15 protein-coding genes are annotated in these 20200 nt (G+C 72.8%); 6 read left to right on the forward strand and 9 right to left on the reverse strand.

All coding sequences use genetic code 11. The features are described 5' to 3' along the window. Positions 1-183: 183 nt before the first annotated feature. Both ABNF97_RS12015 and ABNF97_RS12020 read right to left on the reverse strand, forming a co-directional pair. A complete protein-coding gene (locus ABNF97_RS12015) occupies positions 184-564 on the reverse strand; it encodes a hypothetical protein (RefSeq protein WP_130460750.1) in 381 nt (126 codons plus the stop codon). 239 nt (positions 565-803) lie between these two features. After that, positions 804-2423: a glycosyl hydrolase family 18 protein gene (locus ABNF97_RS12020; RefSeq protein WP_349338583.1), complete on the reverse strand. Its 1620-nt coding sequence runs from the start codon at positions 2421-2423 to the stop codon at positions 804-806. A 274-nt stretch (positions 2424-2697) separates the two neighbouring features. Between ABNF97_RS12020 and ABNF97_RS12025 the strand changes: the two genes are divergently transcribed. After that, positions 2698-3189 (forward strand): glutathione peroxidase, encoded by a 492-nt coding sequence (locus tag ABNF97_RS12025; RefSeq protein WP_349338584.1) that lies wholly within the window; start codon positions 2698-2700, stop codon positions 3187-3189. A 37-nt stretch (positions 3190-3226) separates the two neighbouring features. Here ABNF97_RS12025 and ABNF97_RS12030 read toward each other — a convergent pair whose 3' ends face one another. Then, positions 3227-4225 (reverse strand): helix-turn-helix domain-containing protein, encoded by a 999-nt coding sequence (locus ABNF97_RS12030; RefSeq protein WP_130460753.1) that lies wholly within the window; start codon positions 4223-4225, stop codon positions 3227-3229. A 120-nt stretch (positions 4226-4345) separates the two neighbouring features. On the opposite strand from ABNF97_RS12030, the gene ABNF97_RS12035 reads away from it, so the two are divergent. Further along, positions 4346-8203: a S8 family serine peptidase gene (locus ABNF97_RS12035; protein ID WP_349338585.1), complete on the forward strand. Its 3858-nt coding sequence runs from the start codon at positions 4346-4348 to the stop codon at positions 8201-8203. A 44-nt stretch (positions 8204-8247) separates the two neighbouring features. Here the strand turns inward: ABNF97_RS12035 and ABNF97_RS12040 are convergent, their stop codons facing one another. The 4 genes from ABNF97_RS12040 to ABNF97_RS12055 form a co-directional block, all read right to left on the reverse strand. Then, positions 8248-8598: a DUF2203 family protein gene (locus ABNF97_RS12040; protein WP_130460755.1), complete on the reverse strand. Its 351-nt coding sequence runs from the start codon at positions 8596-8598 to the stop codon at positions 8248-8250. 50 nt (positions 8599-8648) lie between these two features. Beyond that, entirely contained in the window at positions 8649-9467 is an 819-nt protein-coding gene (gene proC / locus ABNF97_RS12045) for a pyrroline-5-carboxylate reductase (protein ID WP_130460756.1), read from the reverse strand. A 107-nt stretch (positions 9468-9574) separates the two neighbouring features. Beyond that, on the reverse strand, positions 9575-10603 hold the full coding sequence (locus ABNF97_RS12050) for an ATP-dependent 6-phosphofructokinase (RefSeq protein ID WP_130460757.1): 1029 nt from the start codon (positions 10601-10603) through the stop codon (positions 9575-9577). Between the two features lie 214 nt (positions 10604-10817). Further along, positions 10818-11327, reverse strand: coding sequence for a polyadenylate-specific 3'-exoribonuclease AS (locus tag ABNF97_RS12055; protein WP_130460758.1), 510 nt, complete (start codon positions 11325-11327; stop codon positions 10818-10820). Between the two features lie 492 nt (positions 11328-11819). Here ABNF97_RS12055 and ABNF97_RS12060 point away from each other — a divergent pair, with 492 nt between their 5' ends. Continuing rightward, the gene (locus ABNF97_RS12060; RefSeq protein WP_101367233.1) at positions 11820-12512 is read left to right on the forward strand and encodes a Crp/Fnr family transcriptional regulator; all 693 of its coding nucleotides are present in this window, start codon (positions 11820-11822) and stop codon (positions 12510-12512) included. A 146-nt stretch (positions 12513-12658) separates the two neighbouring features. On the opposite strand, the gene ABNF97_RS12065 is transcribed toward ABNF97_RS12060, so the two are convergent. Next, a complete protein-coding gene (locus ABNF97_RS12065) occupies positions 12659-12856 on the reverse strand; it encodes a hypothetical protein (protein WP_130460759.1) in 198 nt (65 codons plus the stop codon). A gap of 250 nt (positions 12857-13106) precedes the next feature. Here ABNF97_RS12065 and ABNF97_RS12070 point away from each other — a divergent pair, with 250 nt between their 5' ends. Then, on the forward strand, positions 13107-16664 hold the full coding sequence (locus ABNF97_RS12070) for an AAA family ATPase (protein ID WP_349338689.1): 3558 nt from the start codon (positions 13107-13109) through the stop codon (positions 16662-16664). Between the two features lie 52 nt (positions 16665-16716). Here ABNF97_RS12070 and ABNF97_RS12075 read toward each other — a convergent pair whose 3' ends face one another. After that, positions 16717-17448 (reverse strand): 1-acyl-sn-glycerol-3-phosphate acyltransferase, encoded by a 732-nt coding sequence (locus ABNF97_RS12075; RefSeq protein WP_130460761.1) that lies wholly within the window; start codon positions 17446-17448, stop codon positions 16717-16719. Between the two features lie 256 nt (positions 17449-17704). On the opposite strand from ABNF97_RS12075, the gene ABNF97_RS12080 reads away from it, so the two are divergent. Both ABNF97_RS12080 and ABNF97_RS12085 read left to right on the forward strand, forming a co-directional pair. Beyond that, the gene (locus ABNF97_RS12080; RefSeq protein ID WP_349338586.1) at positions 17705-18556 is read left to right on the forward strand and encodes a DUF308 domain-containing protein; all 852 of its coding nucleotides are present in this window, start codon (positions 17705-17707) and stop codon (positions 18554-18556) included. Positions 18557-18719: 163 nt separating this feature from the next. Continuing rightward, the gene (locus ABNF97_RS12085; RefSeq protein WP_130460763.1) at positions 18720-20132 is read left to right on the forward strand and encodes a trehalose-6-phosphate synthase; all 1413 of its coding nucleotides are present in this window, start codon (positions 18720-18722) and stop codon (positions 20130-20132) included. Positions 20133-20200: the final 68 nt, after the last annotated feature.

A 20200-nucleotide genomic window follows, 5' to 3' on the forward strand; every position in this document is an offset into this window, starting at 1 on the left:
CACCGTCGGCACCCCAGGCTTCCGTGCCCCGCCTGTGCACCCAGCTCGACAGTCTCCGCGCCGACCACCCCCGCTCCGCCCGCCGGTCGCCGCGGATCACCGAGACGATCGCAACGGCTGGAAGACGTCCGCCACATGCCCCGGACCAAACGGCTCACCCAATCAACCTTCGAAGACGAGGCACTAGGAGTGGGGTCGGGTCCGCCCGTAGCCATTTCCGGACCGGTTGGCCCGTGGCGAGAAGCGCGGCCGTACGCGTTCGACGCCCGGCCGGGTTGGACACCCCGGATGCGCCGGGTTCGGCACCTCGACACCGGCCCGCACCCGCAGATCGATGGAGCCGGCGGTCGCGGCGAAGGCGTACGGCTGCGGTGCCGGCCGACGACGGCGCAGGACGAGCCAGACCACCAGGCCACCGAGCGCGGCGCCCATCAGCACCGCCAGCACGAGGCGCACGGTCCCGGTGAACACGACCTGCCCGACCGCGGTGCCCAGCACCCAGCGGGTCGCCCAACCCGTCGGCCCCGCCTTCCCCACCTCGCCGCTGTTCAGTCCCGGCAGCATCGCCCCTCCGCACGTCGCCCCGTACCGTGCGGAATCACGTGCCCGGCAGGTAAGCGGGGAAACCGCGACTCGGCTCCCTCGACGTCATATGAAAAGGATTCGGCCCCCGGTGGCGCCGCCGATGTTCCGGCAGCGACGGCGCCGGCTACCCGGACCCGGCGGGACGAGAGGGGCCGGCTCCGTGTCCCGCCGGAGTCGGCCCCCACTACCCGCCCCGGAAACGTCTTCCGGGGTCCCGGCTATCGCAACCCGTTGGCGACCGCCGTGATGAGTTCGCCGTTGCCGGTGTCGCCGGAGAGTTCCCAGAAGAACGCGCCGCCCAGCCCTTGGCTCCTGGCGTACGACATCTTGCCGCCGATGGTGGCCGGGGTGTCGTAGCTCCACCAGTTGCTGCCGCACTTCGCGTATGCCGTGCCGGCGATCGTGCCGGTGGCCGGGCAGGTGTTCCTGAGCACCTTGTAGTCCTCGATACCGGCCTCGTAGGTGCCCGGTGCCGCCCCGGTGGCCGTACCGCCCGGGGTGGCCTGGGTGACCCCGGTCCAGCCCCGGCCGTAGAAGCCGATGCCGAGCAGCAGCTTGCTGGCCGGGATGCCCTTGCCCTTCAGCTTCTGGATCGCCGCGTCGGACCAGAAGCCCTGCTGCGGGATCCCGGCGTACGAGGTCAGTGGCGAGTGCGGGGCGGTGGGACCCTGCGGGGCGAAGGCACCGAAGTAGTCGTACGTCATCGGCATCAGCCAGTTGAGGTTGTTGATCGCACCGGCGTAGTCGGCCGCGTCGATCTTGCCGCCGTTGCTGCCGTCCGCGGTGATCGCCGCGGTCACGAGGTTCGACGAGCCGAACCGGCCACGCAGCGCGGAGATCAGGTTCTTGAACGCGTTCGGGCCGCTGGCGTCGCAGGTCAGGCCGCAGGCGTTCGGGTACTCCCAGTCGATGTCGATGCCGTCGAAGACGTCCGCCCAGCGCGGGTCCTCGACCAGGTTGTAGCAGGACTCGGCGAACGCGGCCGGGTTCTGCGCGGCCTGGGTGAAGCCGCCGGACCAGGTCCAGCCGCCGAAGGACCAGATCACCTTCAGGTGCGGGTACATCCGCTTGAGCTTGCGGAGCTGGTTGAAGCTGCCGCGCAGCGCACCCGCGTCCCAGGTGTCGGCGACCCCGTCCACGCTCTCCGCCGCCGAGTACGCCCGGTCGTAGTCGGCGTAGCTGTCGCCGATGGTGCAGCGGCCACCGGTGGTGTTGCCGAAGGCGTACAGGATGTGGGTCAGCTTGGCGGCCGAGCCGCTGGTGTGGATGTTCTTGACGTGGTACGCCCGCTGGTAGACGCCCCACTGCGCGAAGTAGCCGACCACCTTCTGCGCGCCCGGGTTCGGGGGCGGGGTGGTCGGCGGCGGGGTGGTCGGGGTGGGGGTGGTCGGGGTCACGGTCGGCCGGGGGGTGGTGGGTGTCGGGTGGGGAGTGCCGCCACCACCGCAGGCGCCGCCGTTGACGGTGCAGTTCGTCGGGGCCCGGTAGGCGCCGCTGCCGATGTAGCCCCAGGTGGCCGAGGCGCCCGGGGCGAGGGCGCCGGCCCAGCTCTTCTTGACCGCCACGTAGCGGTTGCCGCTGCGGGTGACGTCGGCGTCCCAGAAACTGCCGATGGTGGTTCCGGCCGGCAGGTCGAACTCGACCCGCCAGCTGGCGACCGGCGCGTCGGTGCCGTTGGTGACCGTGACCCTGACCTCGTGGCCGGAGCCCCAGTCGGAGGTGGCGGCAAAGGTCGTGGTCAGGCTGCCGGCGCCGAGGGCCGCGGTGATCGGGACCACGGCGACGGCCACCGCGGCCGCGACGCCGGCACAGAGTGCCCGGCGGATGGATCTTCTCATGGTGGCGTCTCCTTATTGATAGGAAACTTTCCAGATAGTGAGGCGACGCTACTCACGGGTTCACCACTTCGTCAAGATGTCCATCTTTCGATTTCTGTCCGCGAGCCAGCCGGAGGGTCCGGGACGGAGGCAGGCACGCGAGTGGCCGGGACGCCGATCGGGACGCGGCGGCGCCCGGTAGCCTCTCGACCATGACCGAGCGGAACGTGAATCCCAGTCGGGGCGCGGCCCGACGCCCCCTCCCGGCACGGCGGCCCGGCGGCGGGGACGCCCGGTGAGCGTCTTCGACGTCCAGATCGGTGCGCTGACCGGTGACGGCTTCGTCGGCCTGGAGCAGTTCCGGGGTACCGCCATGCTGGTGGTCAACCTCGCCTCCAAGTGCGGACTGACCCCGCAGTACGCCGGGCTACAGGTCCTGCACGAGACGTACGCGGACCGCGGGCTGACCGTGCTCGGCGTACCCAGCAACCAGTTCGCCGGCCAGGAACCGGGCACCCCGGCCGAGATCGCCGAGTTCGCCCGGTCCACCTTCGGCGCGACCTTCCCGATCACCGAGAAGGTCGACGTGAACGGAGCCGGCCGGCACCCGCTCTACGCCGCGCTGGTCGACACGGCGGACGACGAGGATCACTCCGGCGACGTCCGGTGGAATTTCGAGAAGTTCCTGGTCGACCCGGACGGCGTGGTGGTCGCCAGGTTCGCGCCGCAGGTCGCCCCGGAGTCGCCGGAGATCACCGCCGCCATCGAGCGGGTACTGCCGCGGTAGTCCCGGGCCGCAGACCGGCCCCAGCAGCGGCCCGGCGTCAGAGCCAACCGCGCTCGTGGGCCTGCCAGCCGAGCTGCAGCCGGGAGCGGGAGTTGGTGCGCTGCATCAGCACCTGCACCCGGCGTACGACGGTCCGGCGGCTCAGCCCGAGCCGGGCACCGGCCGCCTCGTCGGTCAGGCCCGACACCAGCAGCGACAGCAGGTGCCGGTCCTCGGCGGAGATGCCGGCCTCCGTCGGCAGCCGCTCCGGCCCGGTGCCCCGCTGGTGGTCACCGGCACCGCCGGCCGCCGGCAGCGGTGTCGCCTGGGTCCAGAGCGTCTCGAAGAGCGCCACCAGGGCGTCCAGCAGGCCACACGGGTGCACCAGCAGCGCCGCGTTGTGTGCGGACGCGGTCCAGGCCAGCGGGAGCAACGCCAGGGTTCGGTCCGCGACGGCCAGCTTGGTGGGGAGCGCGACGGCGAGCCGGGCCTGTTCACCCGCCCGGACGTGCGCGGCGACACTGGCCGCGAACTCGGGATCGTCCAGCGCGCTGCTGTCGTACACCGCCCGGTAGGTCACCCCGGCGGCCTCCCGGTCCAGTTGGGTGCTGTTCACCGAGGTCGGCACCGCGTACGGCGGTGCCACCAGCACCCTCATCTCCTGCCGCGCGCTGCGCTGCACCCGTTCGAAGGCCCGGCCGACCGCCGCCCGCCCAGAGACGATCTCGATCAGCTCCTCGGTACGCCGGTTGCTCGCCCGCCCCTGCGCCTCGGCGGCGAGCCGGTGCGCCGCCTCCCGGGTGAGTTCCAGTTCCGCGTACCGGCGCCGGATCAGTTGCTCGACGGCGAGGTCGGGCGGCACCGGTACGACCCGTTCGGCCGGTGGTGGGGTGCGGTGCACGAAGCCCTCGCGTTCGAGGACCCCGACCACCCGGCGTACCCGCACCTCCGACAGCCCGAGCCGGTCCCCGAGTTCGACCAGCCGGGCGCCGCCCTGCCGGATCAGCGCCAGGTACGCCGACTCCTCCACCGCGCTCAGCCCGGCGAACTTCAGCACGGCCGACCCTCCTGGCGCATCTAGGTCATGGCGCAGTTGCGCTCACTGTAGATCCTTTACCGGTCCGGTGACGAAGTGTGACGCTGCCCGATGATCTAGCAGCACGTCAAGGGAGCTTTCGTGGTCAAGCCACCACGTACGGTCGTCGCGCTCGCGGTCGCCGTCGCCATCCTGGCCGCCGGGCCCCCACCGGCCGCCGCCGCGCCGCACGGTGGCGCAGTCGCGCCAGCGGTCCCCTCCGGACCGGCGGCGGTGCACACCGTCACCCTGGTCACCGGGGACGTCGTCCGGCTGCACACCTTCGCCGACGGTCGGCAGACCGCAGAGGTGGACGACCGGGGCCCGCGCAAGGGGCTCGGTTTCCAGCTCTCCGAGCGCGACGGCGACCTGCACGTCACGCCGTACGAGGCGCTCCCGCTGGTCAACGCCGGGCGGGTGGACCCGGCCCTGTTCAACGTCACCGACCTGGTGGCCGAGGGCTACTCCGACGCGGCCCGCTCCAGCCTGCCGCTGCTGCTCACCGGTGCCCCGGCCGGGCCCGGCCTGCGGGCCGCCGCGCCGGTGACCCCGACCGGCGCCACCCGGCACCGCGAACTGCCCAGCATCGGGGCGATCGCGGTCGGCACCGAGAAGTCCCGGGCCGCCGACTTCTGGTCCGCCGTCACCGGCGGCCCGCACGCCGACGGCAACCGGTCGAAGTCCGGCCCGACGGCGGCCGGCGCCAGCACGCTGGCGAGCGGCTTCGGCAAGCTGTGGCTGGACCGGCGGGTCCGGGCCGACCTGGCCGAGAGCGTGCCGCAGATCGGTGCCCCGCGGGCGTGGCGATCCGGGTACGACGGCCGGGGCGTGAAGGTCGCCGTACTGGACAGCGGCTACGACCCGAACCACCCCGACCTCGCCGGTCGGGTCGCCGCGGCGGCCAGCTTCACCGGTAGCCCCGACACCACCGACCGGGTCGGGCACGGCACCCACGTCGCCGCCACCATCGCCGGCGCCGGCACCGCCGACGGCAAGGGACCGGGCGGCAAGGGGGCGGGCGGCAAGGGGCCGGGCGGCAAGGGTGTCGCCCCGGGCGCCCGGCTGCTCATCGGCAAGGTGCTCGACGACCACGGGTCCGGAGACCTCTCCTGGGTGATCGCCGGCATGGAGTGGGCGGTGCGCCAGGGCGCCCGGGTGGTCAACCTGAGCCTCGGCGGCCCGGCCGGTGAGGGACCGGACCCGGTCACCGAGGCGCTCGACGCGCTCACCGCCAGCTCCGGGGCGCTCTTCGTGGTCAGCGCCGGCAACGCCGGACCGGGCCGGCAGACGGTCAGCACGCCGGGCACCGCGGACCGGGCCCTGACGGTCGGCGCGGTCGACGGCCGGGACCGGATCGCCGACTTCTCCAGCCGGGGCCCGCGACTCGGCGACGGCGCGGTCAAGCCGGAGATCACCGCCCCCGGGGTCGGCATCGTGGCGGCCCGCGCCGCCGGCACCACCCTCGGCGAGGTGATCGACGCCGACCACACCTCGATGTCCGGCACCTCGATGGCCGCCCCGCACGTTTCCGGTGCGGCGGCACTGCTCGCACAGCGGCACCCGGACTGGCGGGCCGACCAGCTCAAGGCGGCCCTGGTCAGCAGCGCCACCGGGACCAGGGACACGCCGGTGCAGACCCACGGCGCCGGCCGGGTGGACGTCGCCGACGCCCTGGACCAGCCGGTCACCGTCGACACCGCGACGCTCGCCCTGGGCCGGCTTCCCGCCGGTACGTCGGCCCGGAAGGCCACCGTCGGCTTCACGAACCCCGGCCGCCGGCCGGTGACGCTCCACCTCGCCGTCGAGGCCCGCGCCCTCGGGGCCGACCAGCGGCGTGCGGCCATCGGCGTCTCGCCGGCCCGGCTCACCGTACCGGCCGGCGGGCGGGCCAGCGCGGTCGTCCGGCTCGACCCGACCCGTACCGCACCCAACCTGTACGCCGGACTGCTGACCGCCCGGGGCGGCGGCACCGAACTGCGTACCCCGATCGGGTTCCACGTCGTCCCGCCGACCCACCGCCTGACGATCCACGCGGTGGACCGGGAAGGCCAGCCTCCCACCGACTTCTTCAGCCGATCCCAACTGTTCAACCTGGACACCGGCGAGGAGCACTGGGTGCACTTCCTCGACGGGCAGTCCGGCAGCGTCGAGCTGCCGGCCGGCCGCTACGCCCTGGCGACCTGGATGTTCACCATGTCCGAGTCGGGCTACCCGAGGGACGCCACGCTGATCGCCGAACCGGAGCTGACCGTCGAGGCGGACCGGACGGTGCGGCACGACGCCCGCAGCGGGCGGGAGATCCGGATCGACACCCCGGACCCGACCAGCGCCGCCCAGGCGGCACTGGTCTGGCAGCGCGGTACGGCGGCGGCGTCGCTGCTCTCCGGCGAGTCGTTCAACGTGGACACCATCCGCCGGGTGTACGCGACGCCGACCCGACCGGTGTCGACCGGTACCTTCCGGTTCTTCAGTCGGTGGGACCTGGCCGCGCCGGTGCTCACCGCCACGGTGACCGGCCCGGACGGCTTCCCGGTGCCGGAACCGCGGAAGGTCGACGGTGCACCGCTGCTGGACGGCCGGAGCAGCGCCCGGCTGGTCGACGGCGGCGACGGCACCCCCGCCGAACTGGCCCGGGCCGGGGCCCGGGACGCGGTGGTGCTGGTCCGGCTCGACCCGGGTGGCGCGGAGGATCCCGGCGTCGCGCAGTTGCGGGCGGCGGGTGCGGCCGGCGCCCGGGCGGTCTTCCTGGCCGGGCCGACGCCGGGCTACCACTTCGCCAACGGGTACGGCTCGCCGGTGCCGGCGTACCGGGTGGACTCGGGCGTGGCGCAGCGGCTGCGGGAACGGCTGGCGGCCGGGCCGGCGACGGTCGCGCTGGACGCCGTCGCCCGGTCGCCCTACCGCTACGACCTGCTGCTGCCGGAGCAGGGCCGGGTGCCGACGGACCTGCACTACCGCGCCGACGAGCTCGCGCTGGCCACCGTGGAGTCCGAGTTCCACCGGCACACGCCGGAGATGCTCGCCCGGGAGACCCGCTCCGGCTACCCGGACGGGGTGTCGACCGGATTCGGCTTCAGCCGGACCATCACCGCCGCGCACCGGCGTACCGACCACGTCAACACCCGGGGCGTCGCCTGGCGCAGCAGCGCGATCCTGGAGGCGTACCAGGTCGGTAACCCGCAGGGGCAGATGTGGGGTCCGCTGCGGACGTACCGGGCCGGCGAGCGGGTCCGCCAGGTGTGGTTCCCGGCCCTGACCCGGCCCGCCGTACCGGCGACGGTGACGCCCGACCACGCGTACGGGCTGCCGGTGAACCGGGCGTACGACGCGATCCGGGTCGCGGTCCCGCAGTACGCGGACGGCGACGTCACCGCGTACGGCTGGGTCGACGGCCGCTCCGACCGCAGCGAGCTGACCCTGACCCGGGACGGCAGGGTCGTCGGCCGGAGCAGCGGGTCGTCCGCCCAGTTCACCGTGCCGCGCGGCACCGGGCGCTACCAGCTCCGCCTCGACGTCGTTCGGGACTCGTTCCCCGAGCGTCCCTGGTGGACCACCTCGACCGCCACGTCGACGACCTGGACGTTCCGCTCCGGGCGACCCCGGGGCGAGCGGCCGGTGGTGCTGCCGCTGCCGCAGCTCGGCTACGACATCGAGACCGACCTGACCAACGCGGTCCGGGCCGATCGGCCGTACCGGCTGGTACTGCACCCCGGATACCAGCCCGGAGCGACGGGACCGGGGCGGTTCACGGTAAGGGTCGCCGTCTCGTACGACGACGGTGCGCACTGGCGGGACGCGGGTACCCGGGGCGGCCGGGAGGTGGTGGCGACCCTGCCGGCCGCCCCCGCCGGCACGGAGTTCGCCACCCTCCGGGTGGCCGCCGTCGACCGGGACGGCAACCGCGTCGAGCAGACCATCGTCCGAGCCTGGCGGGTGACCGGCGGATCCCGTTCCGGCTGACCGGGATCGGTCGAGGCGACCCCGCCGGGCCCGTCCCGGCGGGGTCAGACCGGGCGCCGGCCCGCGAAACCGCACTCCACCCGGTGGTACCACCTCAGGTCGCTGTCCCCCTCCAGCCAGCACCAGAGCACCGGCCGGCCGGCCCGTTCACCGGGAAAGTCGAGCAGCACCGGGGCGAAGCCCTTGACCTGGATGTCGTGCCCGGTCAGCTCCTCCAGGATGCCGAAGATCCGGGCCTCCAGGCCCTTGACCTCGGCCAGCCCGCCCAGCGGGCTCTCGCCCCGCTCGGTCAGGTCGACCCGCAGCTCGGTCAGGTCCGCGCGGAGCACGATCAGCTCGTCGATCCGGGGCCGCAGCGTCGCGGCCAGGTGACGTGCCTGGGCAAGGGTGAACACGCGCACAGTATGGGCCACCGGGGACCGGCGGCGGGCCGGACGGGTACCGCTCAGTCGTTCTGCGCGGCAATCTCCCGCGCCCGGTCCCGGGCCGCCTCCAGCGCCGCCAGCAGCGCGGCGCGTACGCCGTGGTTCTCCAGCTCCCGGATCGCCGAGATGGTGGTACCGGCGGGCGAGGTCACCGCCTCGCGCAGCTTCACCGGGTGCTCGCCGGAGTCGCGCAGCATCACCGCCGAACCGATGGCGGTCTGCACGATCAGCTCGTGTGCCACCTGGCGGGGCAGCCCGAGCAGGATGCCGGCGTCGACCATCGCCTCGACCAGCAGATAGAAGTAGGCCGGGCCGGAGCCGGAGAGCGCGGTCACCGCGTCCTGCTGGGATTCCGGCACCCGGATCGTCGCGCCCAGCGGCCGGAACATCTCCTCGGCGAGTTCCAGGTGCTCCGCGGTGGCGTGCACCCCGGCGGAGATCGCCGTCATCGCCTGGTCGACCAGGGCCGGTGTGTTGGTCATCACCCGGATCACCGGGGTGCGCTCCGGCAGCCGCCGGGCGAAGAAGTTCGTCGGCAGCCCCGCGCAGAGCGAGACGACCAGCTTGTCGGCCGGTACCTTCGGGCCGATCTCGTCGAGCAGCGCGTCGGCGTCCTGCGGCTTGACCGACACCGTGAGGACGTCCGCCTCGGCGACCGCCACCAGGTTGTCCACCACCCGTACGCCGTACCGGATGGCGATCTCCTCGGCCCGGCCCTGCCGCCGGGTGGTCGCCAGCAGCCGGTCCACCGGCCAGCCCGCCCGAAGCAGCCCGGAGAGCATCAGTTCACCGATCTTGCCGGTGCCGATCACGGCAACGGTGTGCGCTCCCGGCGCCATCGCTCCTCCTCGCGAGTGGAAGGGGGCTCGGGGCGGCCCCGCGTCCGGCGAGCGGTCGGCCGACCGCTCGGAACCGGCCACGAGGGGCCACCCCGGGACCGCGACCGTCAACTGCCGAAGAAGACCTCGGCCTCGCTGTAGCGGTGCAGCGGCACGGTCTTCAGCTCGCGGGTCGCCTCGGCCAGCGGGACCCGGACGATGTCGGTGCCCTGCAGGGCGACCATCTTGCCCCAGTCGCCCTCGTTGACGGCGTCGATCGCATGCAGACCGAGCCGGGTGGCGAGCACCCGGTCGAACGCGGTCGGGGTACCGCCGCGCTGGATGTGCCCGAGCACGACCGTCCGGGCCTCCTTGCCCGTCTTCTCCTCCAACTGCTCGGCGAGCCACTGCCCGATGCCACCGAGCCGGACGTGCCCGAACGCGTCGAGTTCCTGGTTCTGCAGGCGCATCTGGCCGTCGAGCGGCTGGGCACCTTCGGCGACCACCACTATCGGGGCGTACTGCTTCTGGAAGCGCTTCTCGACATAGGTCGCGACCTGGTCGACGTCGAACTGCCGCTCCGGCAGCAGGATCACGTTCGCGCCGCCGGCCAGACCGGCGTGCAGGGCGATCCAGCCGGCGTGCCGGCCCATCACCTCGACGACCAGGGTGCGGTGGTGGCTCTCGGCGGTGGTGTGCAGCCGGTCGATCGCCTCCATCGCGATGTTGACCGCGGTGTCGAACCCGAAGGTGTAGTCGGTGGCACCGAGGTCGTTGTCGATCGTCTTCGGTACGCCGACCACCTGGACCCCGAGATCGTGCAGCTTGGTGGCAACGCCGAGGGTGTCCTCGCCGCCGATCGCCACCAGCGCGTCCACGCCCTGCTCCGCCAGATTGTTCTTGATCTGCTCGACCCCGCCCTCGATCTTGAACGGGTTGGTCCGGGAGGAGCCGAGAATGGTGCCACCGCGCGGCAGGATGCCCCGCACCTCGGCGATGCCGAGCGGCCTGGTCAGCCCCTCCAGCGGGCCGCGCCAGCCGTTACGGAACCCGACGAATTCGTGGTCGTAGGTGGCAACACCCTTACGCACCACCGCTCGGATCACCGCGTTCAGACCCGGGCAGTCACCACCACCGGTGAGCACGCCGATACGCATGATCTGCTTCTCCTCCAGGAGCTTCGATTGAGCCCGTCAAGCCCCAGGGTGGTAGTCAGGTCAGACCGTCGGCGTCGTTGCCGGCCCGGGGCGGGCCGTCATTGCGCACTGTAGTCGCCCGTCCGGGGCAGGACCACCGTACCCCGGGCGAGGTGGGCGTGGCTGACCCGATGATCTTCATCCGGGCGCAACCGATCATGAGCCGTAAACCGGTTCAGGACCGCGGTGGCGGGCCGTGCATCGCCTGCCACCGGGCCAGGTTGTGCCGGGCGTCGACCAGTGCGTCGTGCCGGTCGGCGGCGGCGTCCGGCAGCGGCGGACTGCCCCGGTCCTCCCAGCGCTGGCGCAGCTCCTTGGTGAACCGGGGTATCTCCCGGGGCAGCGCCGGCATGGCTCCCCAGAGCTGGGCGAGCGCCACGTGGTCGTAGGCCGCGTACCAGGCCCAGAGCTCCAGCTTCTCCCCCGGCCGGTCCCGGACCGGCTCCATCAGGAACTCGTAGAGATCGTCCCGGATCCGCTCCCGGGAACGCCACGCCCGGTCGCCCGGCGACGGCAGCTTGTCCAGCACGTGCCGGCGTACCCACGGCACCGCCCGGGAGTCGTCGAACTCGGTGGAGACCGCGTAGAACTCACGACCGTACTCGTCGACGACACCGATTGAGACGAGGTCGACGAGGCGGCCGTCCTCGATGAACTCGCAGTCGTAGAAATAGCGGTAGACCATCCCCGCCATCCTCGCCCATCCGTCCCGCCGTACGGGAATCGGGGGTGGAATTTCCACCATTCGGCGCCGGCCGCGCCCGGTCGGGGTACTGCGCGGACAAGGTCGGCGTGGTGATCGTTCAAGTGTCGGCGATCAACACGCCGTCCCTGTCGGCCCGGTCGGCGCCCCCACGCCGTTCGTGGCCGGGTCCACCGCGGCCGGCCAGCGGGACTTGCTCGCCTCCGGCCGGTCGCGGCTTCCCGCGCCCCCACGCATCCGCCACGCCCCCGTACGGTCCCCACCCAGTGGCGGATCTGACACCAGAATGCCCGCAGGTCAGCAGCAGAACTGTCACAGAAGTGATTTGAGGGGTGTACAGCAAGCGACACGACCGTCATGATCTGATGTGTACCGCTACCGGACCCTACCGGTATCAGTTTCACCTTGCTTCTCCGGTCGGTTGCGGGTCGATCGAGAGCAAAACTGGGATATTTACCGGGGAGGGGTTGAGCCGTGGAGGTTCGCCTGCCTGAGCCGGGCGACGCCCTCACGGGCGTCGACATGTTCGCCGGCCTTGAGCCAGAGGTGCGCCAACGGGTGATCGCCGCGGCGGTGCCGCGCACCTATCGCAAGGGGCAGCTGCTGTTCGTCGAGAACGATCCCGGCGAGTCTCTGATCGTCCTGCGCCGGGGGGCGGTCGCGGTGTTCCGCACCGCGCCGACGGGCGAGCGTGCCGTGCTCAACGTCATCCGCCCGCCGGACGTACTCGGCGAGGTGTCCCTACTGGACGCCTCCACCCGATCGGCGTCCGCCGAGGCGATCGAGGACTGCACCGCCCTGGCGCTGTCCCGGGGCGCGTTCATGGAGCTGGTGCACTCCAATCCGCGGATCCTGGACGCGGTGATGCGGTCGCTGGGCGGGCTGATCCGCCGACTGACCGAGCAGAACGCCGATCACGTCTTCCTCGACCTGCCCGGCCGGGTCGCCAAGACGCTGGTCCGGCTGGCCGGCGAGAGCCAGGCGCCGATGATCACCATCGAGCTCAACCAGAGCCAGCTGGCCGAGATGGCCGGCGGCTCGCGGCAGAGCGTCAACCAGGCCATCGGGTCGTTCGCCAGCCGGGGCTGGCTGCGTACCGAGGGGCGGCGGATCGTGGTGACCGATGTGGCGGCGTTGCGCCGCCGCGCCGGCATGGCCGAGCGCTGACCCGCCCACCGGCCGGACCGCACCGAGCACCCCGGACACGACGGGCAACCGACGACACGACGAGCAACCCGGACACGACGGCGGGCGTCCCGGAGCCGGAGTACGGCCTCCGGAACGCCCGGGTCAGGTGCCGGGCGCCGGGAGGATCAGGTCGCCCCGGGCCAGTTGGTCGTGCTCTGGCTGCCTCCGCCGCCCGCTCCCGGCAGGTCGGCGTTCTCCCCGCCGACGATCCCGGCGGCCTGGAGCTTCGCCAGGGTGGCGGCGTCCACGTCGATCATGTCCCCAGAGGAGTGACCGACGCCGTCGCCGTCGGTCCACTCCTTCTCCAGTCGGACGTACACCATTGCCCATCTCCCTGATAACTCGTCGATCGGTAGGCGTCAACGACTGTATCTTGGATCACTATGGGTGGGAGTGTCCGCTAGCTAACAGCCCGGTTCCCGACACCGGGCCGGACACTCGATACTCGGCGGTGGCGCATCCCCCGCACACCCGACTCGCCGGCGGCCCGCCCAGCCTCCGGCCCGGCGGCCACGGCCGGGCGGCGCCGCCGGAGGTGGACAGCACGTCCCTTCGACGCGGTAGGAGGACGGCATCTCCGCTACCTGCACCAGATGCGGCCGGGTCGCCGCCGCTGGCGACCGCTTCTGCGGCGGCTGCGGCACCGAGCTGACCCCGGCCTGCCCGCACTGTGACCAGCCACTGGCCGCCGATGCCGCGTTCTGCACGGCCTGCGGCAAGCCCCGACCCACCCAGCCCGCCCGGCCGGCCCCGATGAGCCAGGAGGACCGGCGGCGGGTCAGCGTACTCTTCGTGGACCTCATCGACTTCACCCCGTACGTCGAGCGGGCCGACCCGGAGCTGGTCCGGGGCATGCAGACCGCCTTCTTCTCGGCCGCCCGCCGGGTCATCGGTCAGTACGGCGGGGTGGTGGAGAAGTACATCGGCGACGCCGTGATGGCGATCTTCGGGGCGCCGGTGGCAACCGAGACCGACCCGCTGCGCTGCGTACGGGCGGGTCTGGAGTTGCAGCGGGTGCTGACCCGGTTCACCCCGACCGGCGCCGACCACCTGCGCTTCCGGGTGGGGGTGGCGACCGGCGAGGCGCTGGTCGACGTGGCGGCGGCCCGGGACGGCGGTCAGGCCATCGTGGCCGGTGACGTGGTGAACACCGCCTCCCGGATGCAGTCGGTGGCACCGCCCGGCGGGGTGCTCGTCTGCGGCACCACGTACGCGCTGACCCGGGACGCGGTCCGCTACTCCGAGCAGGCGCCGGTGACCCTGCGCGGACGCTCCTCGCCGACCGAGGTGTGGTTGGCGCTGGCCCCGGTCGACCGACAGCCGCCGGACCGGGAGCCGGACACCACCCCGCTGATCGACCGGGAGCACGAGCTGGGCCTGCTGGTCAACGCGTTGCACCGGTCGATGCGGGACCGGTTGCCGCAGATGGTGACGGTGCTCGGGCACGCCGGCATCGGCAAGAGCCGGCTGGTCCGGGAGCTGTTCCGGCACACCGAACGGCTCACCGACGAGCCGCTGACCTGGCGGGTCGGCCGGTGCCGGCCGTTCGGCGAGAACGTCACGTTCGCCGCGCTGGCCGACATCGTCAAGGCCGAGGCCGGGATCCTGGACACCGACCCGGCGCCGACCGCCACCCGCCGGCTGAAGTCGGCGCTGGTCGACCTGGTCGGGCCGGGCCCGGCGGACCGGTTGATGGACGCGCTGCGTCCGGTGGTCGGGCTGCCCGGGCCGACCCTGCCGGCCGAGGAGTCCGAGTCGGCGTGGCGACGGTTCCTGGTCGCGCTCGCCGCCCGCCAACCGACGGTGCTGGTCCTGGAGGACCTGCACTGGGCCGACCAGGCGATGCTGAACTTCGTCGAGCTGCTCGGGGCGTACGCGCAGAACGTGCCGCTGCTGCTGCTCTGCACCGCCCGTCCCGAGCTGGTCAACCGGGAACCGAGCTGGGCCGGCACCATCACCGGCTCGATGACCGTGACCCTGCCGCCGTTGCGGGACACCGGCATCGCCTCGCTCTACGGGCACATCTTCGGCCAGGCGGCCTTCTCGATCGACACCCTCAGCCCGCTGGTCGAGGTGGCCGACGGCAACCCGCTCTACGCCCACGAGTACGTCCGGATGCTGGTCGAGCAGGGTGCCCTGCGTCAGTCCGGCCGGGGCTGGTCGCTGGAGAAGCAGCACGACCTCGCGATGCCGGAGAGCGTGCACTCGGTGATCGCGAACCGGGTGGACCTGCTGGACGGACCCGACCGGATGGTGCTGCTGGCCGCCTCGGTGGTCGGCATGCAGTTCTGGCCGGGAGCCGTGGCCGCCGCCCTCGGCCAGCCGGTCGAGGCGGTGGAGCGGGCGCTGCGCCGGCTGGAGCAGCGGGACTTCGTGCACGAGCAGGCCAGCTCGGCGATGGCCGGCCAGCCGGAGTTCCGGTTCCGGCACGTGCTGGTCCGGGACGTCTGCTATCAGCGGCTCCCTCGGACCGAACGGGTCGCCCGGCACGACCGGACGGCGAACTGGCTGGACGACATGTCCCGGGGCCGGGACACCGACCTGGCCGAGGTGCTGGCCCACCACCGCTGGGCGGCGCACGAGATCGCGCACACCCTCGGGGTGGACACCGAGCGGTACGCCCCGCCGGCCCGGGATGCGCTGCACCGGGCGGCCCGGCGGGCGTACGCGCTGCACGCGCTCGACGCGGCGGCGAACCATGCCGGCCGGGCGCTCGGGCTGGCCGACGAGAGCGATCCGGTCGGCAGGCTACAACTGGAGCTGCTGCTCACCGAGATCTCGTACTTCCGCGACGGCACCGCCTTCCTGGCCGCCGGCGGCACCGACCAGTTGCACGCGCTGGCCGACCGGCTATACGCGTACGACGAGCCGGGCGGTGCGGCCCGGGCCTGGACGCTGCTCGGCAAGGCCGCCTGGCTGCGGGCCGACCGGGCCGAGGCACTGTCCTGCCTGGACCGGGCCGTCGAGCTGTTCGACGCGCTGCCGGACACCGCGCAGAAGGCGGACGCCTACGCCGAGCTGGGCCGGCTGCACATGCTCAACTACGAACGCGACCCGGCGGTGGCCGCGGCCGGCGCGGCGGCCGACATCGCCGAGCGGCTCGACCTGGTCGAGACCCAGACCGACGCCCGGATCACCGTGGCGACCGCCCGCTACCAGTCCGGCGACCGCGCCGGGCTGGACGAGCTGCACGCCATCCTCCGGTTCTGTCAGGACTCCCAGCTCGTCGTCATGCCCCGGGTGGTGCGCAACCTCTCGCACGTGATGCGGGAGGAGGGCGACTGGATCCGCGCCGACGAGCTGGTCGCCTCCTGCCCCGCGCTGGCCCAGGCCGAGGCGCTCTCCACCGGCGGCTCGGCGGAGGCGGTGCGCGCGTACTACGAGGGCGACATCGGCCGGCTGCTGACCGTGGCCGACGGCTTCGTGGACACCCCGGCCGGTCGCTGGGACATGCAGGTCCGGGGGATGCGGGCGTACCTGCGGGTGCTGCGTGCCGAGCCGGTGCCGGGCGGAACACCCGCCGGTCGCCGCCCCGGGGTGGCCGCACCCGACGACGTGACGGACGCCCTGGAGACCGCCCGGCGCAGTGGCTTCCACCGGCTGCACTGGAACATGCTCGGCCTGGGCGCGCTCTGCCGGGCCCTGCAGGGGCGTACCCGGGAGGCGGCGGCGCTGCTCGACGAGCTGGCCGGGTCGTGGGCGCCGGTGCCGGCGCTGGCCAGCGGGGAGTGGATCCCGGCCGCCTCGTACGCGGCCGCACTCACCGGTCGGGACTCGGCGGTACGCGTCCGGGGCATGCTGGACGCGGTCACCCACTCCACGCTCTGGGTCGAGGCGGCGCTGCGTACCGTGACCGCCGCGCTGGCCGGCGCGGACGGCGACCATGCCCGGGCCGGGCAGCTCTACACGGCTGCGGCGGAGAGCTACGCGCAGATCCCGGACGTGACCGACCGGATGTTCGGGCTGGCGCTCGCCGCGGGTGAGCTGACGCGGGCCGGCGACGACTCCGCCGCCGAGGCGGCGCTGGCCGAGGTGCGCGGCTTCGCGCTGCGCAACCGGGTGCCCGGCCTGCTCCGGCTCGGCCACACCCCGCCCGCGCCAGGCGCCGGCACCCCGATGCTCGCCTGCTGACGCCGGCCGTCGACCCGACCGACCCGCCCGTCAGGCAGCGCCAGTCGGGGCGTCAGGCAGCCAGCGGGCCGGCGGACGAGTCGGTGGCCAGCTTGCCGGCGGCCGCCGTCGGTTGCTGGTTCTTGACCTTCTGGGCGTAGATGTCGACGTACTCCCGGCCGGAGAGCTCCATCAGCTCGTACATGATCTCGTCGGTGATCGCCCGCTCGACGAACCGGTCCCCGGACATGCCGGCGTACCGGGAGAAGTCCAGCGGCCGGCCGAACCTGATCTTCACCCGCTTGATCCTCGGCAGCAGCTTTCCGGGCGGCTGGATCTCGTCGGCGTTCAGCATCACCACCGGGACGACCGGGGCGCCGCTCTCCAGCGCGAGCCGGGCCACCCCGGTCTTGCCGCGATAGAGCCGGCCGTCCGGCGAGCGGGTCCCCTCCGGGTAGATCCCCGCCAGATTGCCGGCCCGCAGCACCTTGAGCTGGGTGTCCAGCGCCGCCTGCGCGGCCCGCCCGCCGGAGCGGTCCACCGGGATGGTGCCGGTACCCACGAAGAACATCCGCACCAGCGCACCCTTCAGCCCTCTGCCGGTGAAGTATTCGGCCTTCGCCACGAAGGTCACTTTTCGCTTGACCATCAGCGGCATGAAGATCGAGTCGGAGAACGACAGGTGGTTGCTGGCGATGATCGCCGGACCGGAGTCGGGCACGTTCTCCCTCCCCTCGACCTGTGGCCTGAAGATCAACTTCAGCCACGGCCCGAGGATGACGTACTTCATCAGCCCGTACAGCACCGGTGTCCTTCCCGAGAGTCCCGCGCGTCCCCACGTCGGCCGCCGAGGCGGGGCACGGACACGGTACGCGTCGGGGCGCCGTCGACGGCCGCGGGCGGGAACTGTCGGCAAGAAGCCTACGAAGCGGGTACGCCGCGCCACAACGCACTCCCGCAACCCGTGCCCGCCGTGTCACGATTCATTGCACGGCACAATCGGCGCAGCGGCGGTCGGCAACACGGGCGCCCGCGTCACGGGCCGGTAGGGAGGGTGTCGGGTGTCAGCGGGTGGCGCCCGCCGGGGACGGCGGGACAACGGGCTGGAGGCGACGGAGTACGCCGTCGCCGGCGACGTGGACCCGCGGCTGGGCGAGCACCTGCTCGACGTGCTGGCGGCGGGCGGCATCGCCGCCTACCTGCAACCCTCGGCCGACCTGAACCCGGTGACCCGGACCACCACGGTGCCGCCCCGGCCGGTGGACCGGCTGTACGTCGACCGCAGCTTCCTGGCCACCGCCAAGGACTACCTGACCCAGCTCGCCGACGAGGACCCCCCGAGCCAGCCACCGGCGCCCCGACCCGACCCCGACCCGGACGTGGAGGCGGAGTGGGCCCGGATCATCGCCGGCTACCACACCGAGGTCGCGACGGACTCCCGGTCCTGGCCCGCCGCCGAGGACGTCGCCGTCGGCGAGTCGACGGACCGGGCCGCCGGGACGGCGACCACCCGGCCGGGCCCGGACCTGCCCGGGCCGGCCGACCCGGGCGTACGCCGGCTGCCGTCCGCGACCGAGTTCTCCGGGATCTCGGTCGGCGGCCGGGCCGACGACCCGTCACTGCTCGACGGGCTGGACACCTTCGGCGCGGACCTGCCGGACGACCCGGAGGAACGCTACGTACCGCCGCCACCGCCACCGCTGCCCCGGCTCTCGAAGTACGCCGTGGTCGGGGTGCTGGCCATCGTCGCCGGCTTCACGCTCTTCCTCTTCCCGCACCTGCTGCCGATCGACCGGGGCCTGGTCACCCTGCTCGGCTTCGCCGGCATCCTCGGCGGCTTCGTCACGCTGGTCTGGCGGCTGCGGCCGGGCGACGACGAGGACGACGACCCCGACGACGGTGCGGTGGTCTGACCCGCGCCGTCCAGATCGCGAGATTCATCACCGGGTGGAGGCAAGGCGTAACACTCGCGTAATTTCGCCTCAGTAGGAATACTGCTGTAAGTTACGTACCCCTCACGACTGCCCCGATCGCTCCTATTCGCGGTGGTCGCCTCGCCCGGAACGAGGTGCCCGATTGCGACAGAGTTCCCTCGTGGTGGTGGCCAACCGGCTGCCCGTAGACGACAGCGTGGCGCCGGACGGCGCCTGTGAATGGCGCCGCAGTCCCGGTGGACTGGTCAGCGCCCTGCACCCCCTGCTCCAACACACCCCGGCCACCTGGGTGGGCTGGGCCGGCGGCACCGGCCCCGCCCCCATGCTCGCCGACATCGACGGCGTACGCATGCACACCGTCGCGCTGGCCCGCGACGACGTACGGGACCATTACGAGGGCTTCGCCAACTCGACGCTCTGGCCGCTCTACCACGACGCGGTGGAGCAGCCGGTCTACCACCGTCGCTGGTGGGAGGCGTACCAGCGGGTCAACCAGCGGTTCGCCGAGGCCGCCGCGGAGGCCGCCGAGCCGGGCGCAGTGGTCTGGGTGCAGGACTACCACCTGCAACTCGTACCCGGGCTGCTGAGGACGATCCGCCCCGACCTGCGGATCGGCTTCTTCATGCACGTGCCGTTCCCGCCACCGGAGCTGTTCATGCAGCTCCCCCGCCGCGCCGAACTGCTGCTCGGGATGCTCGGCGCCGACCTGGTCGGCTTCCAGCGCCCGCAGGCGGCGCACAACTTCGCCCAGCTCGCCACGAAGGTGCTCGGGCTGGCCGCCACCGACCGGCGGATCGCCGTCGACGACCGGGTGGTGCGGATCGGTGCGTTCCCGGTTTCCATCGACATGGCCGAGATGGAGGCGTTGGCCGGCTGCCCGGACGTGGCCGCCCGGGCCGCCCGGATCCGGCGAGACCTCGGCGACCCCCAGCACGTACTGCTCAGCGTCGACCGGATGGACTACACCAAGGGCATCGAGCAGCGGCTGAAGGCGTACAGCGAACTGCTGGCCACCGGACACGTCAAGGTGCGGGACACCGTGATGGTGCAGGTCGCGGTCCCGAGCCGGGAGCGGGTCGAGCAGTACCAGATCCTCCGCGAGCGGGTCGAGCGCGAGGTCGGCCGGATCAACGGCGAGTTCGGGCGGGTCGGCGAACCGGCGATCCACTACCTCACCCAACCGTTCGACCGGGCGGAGCTCGCCGCGCTCTACCGGGCCGCCGACATCATGGCGGTGACCCCGCTGCGGGACGGGATGAACCTGGTCGCCAAGGAGTACGTGGCGGCCCGGGTCGACAACGGCGGAGCCCTGCTGCTCAGCGAGTTCGCCGGTGCCGCCGCGGAGTTCCCGGAGGCGTTCCTGGTCAATCCGCACGACCTGGAGGGGCTCAAGCTGACCCTGATGCACGCGCTCCAGGCCATCCCGGCCGACCTGACCGCCAGGATGACCGCGATGCGCGAGCAGCTGCGGGTGAACGACATCCAGGCCTGGGCCCGGTCCTACCTGACCGCACTCGACCAGAGCGGCAACCTGCTGCAACGCATCACCACCTGACCCGCCCCGCACGAGGCGCCCCATGATCCGGTGGTTCGGCTCGCCGGAGCGCGCCGAACGCTACTGGA

Source organism: Plantactinospora sp. B6F1, assembly GCF_040120695.1.
Lineage (GTDB): Bacteria > Actinomycetota > Actinomycetes > Mycobacteriales > Micromonosporaceae > Plantactinospora.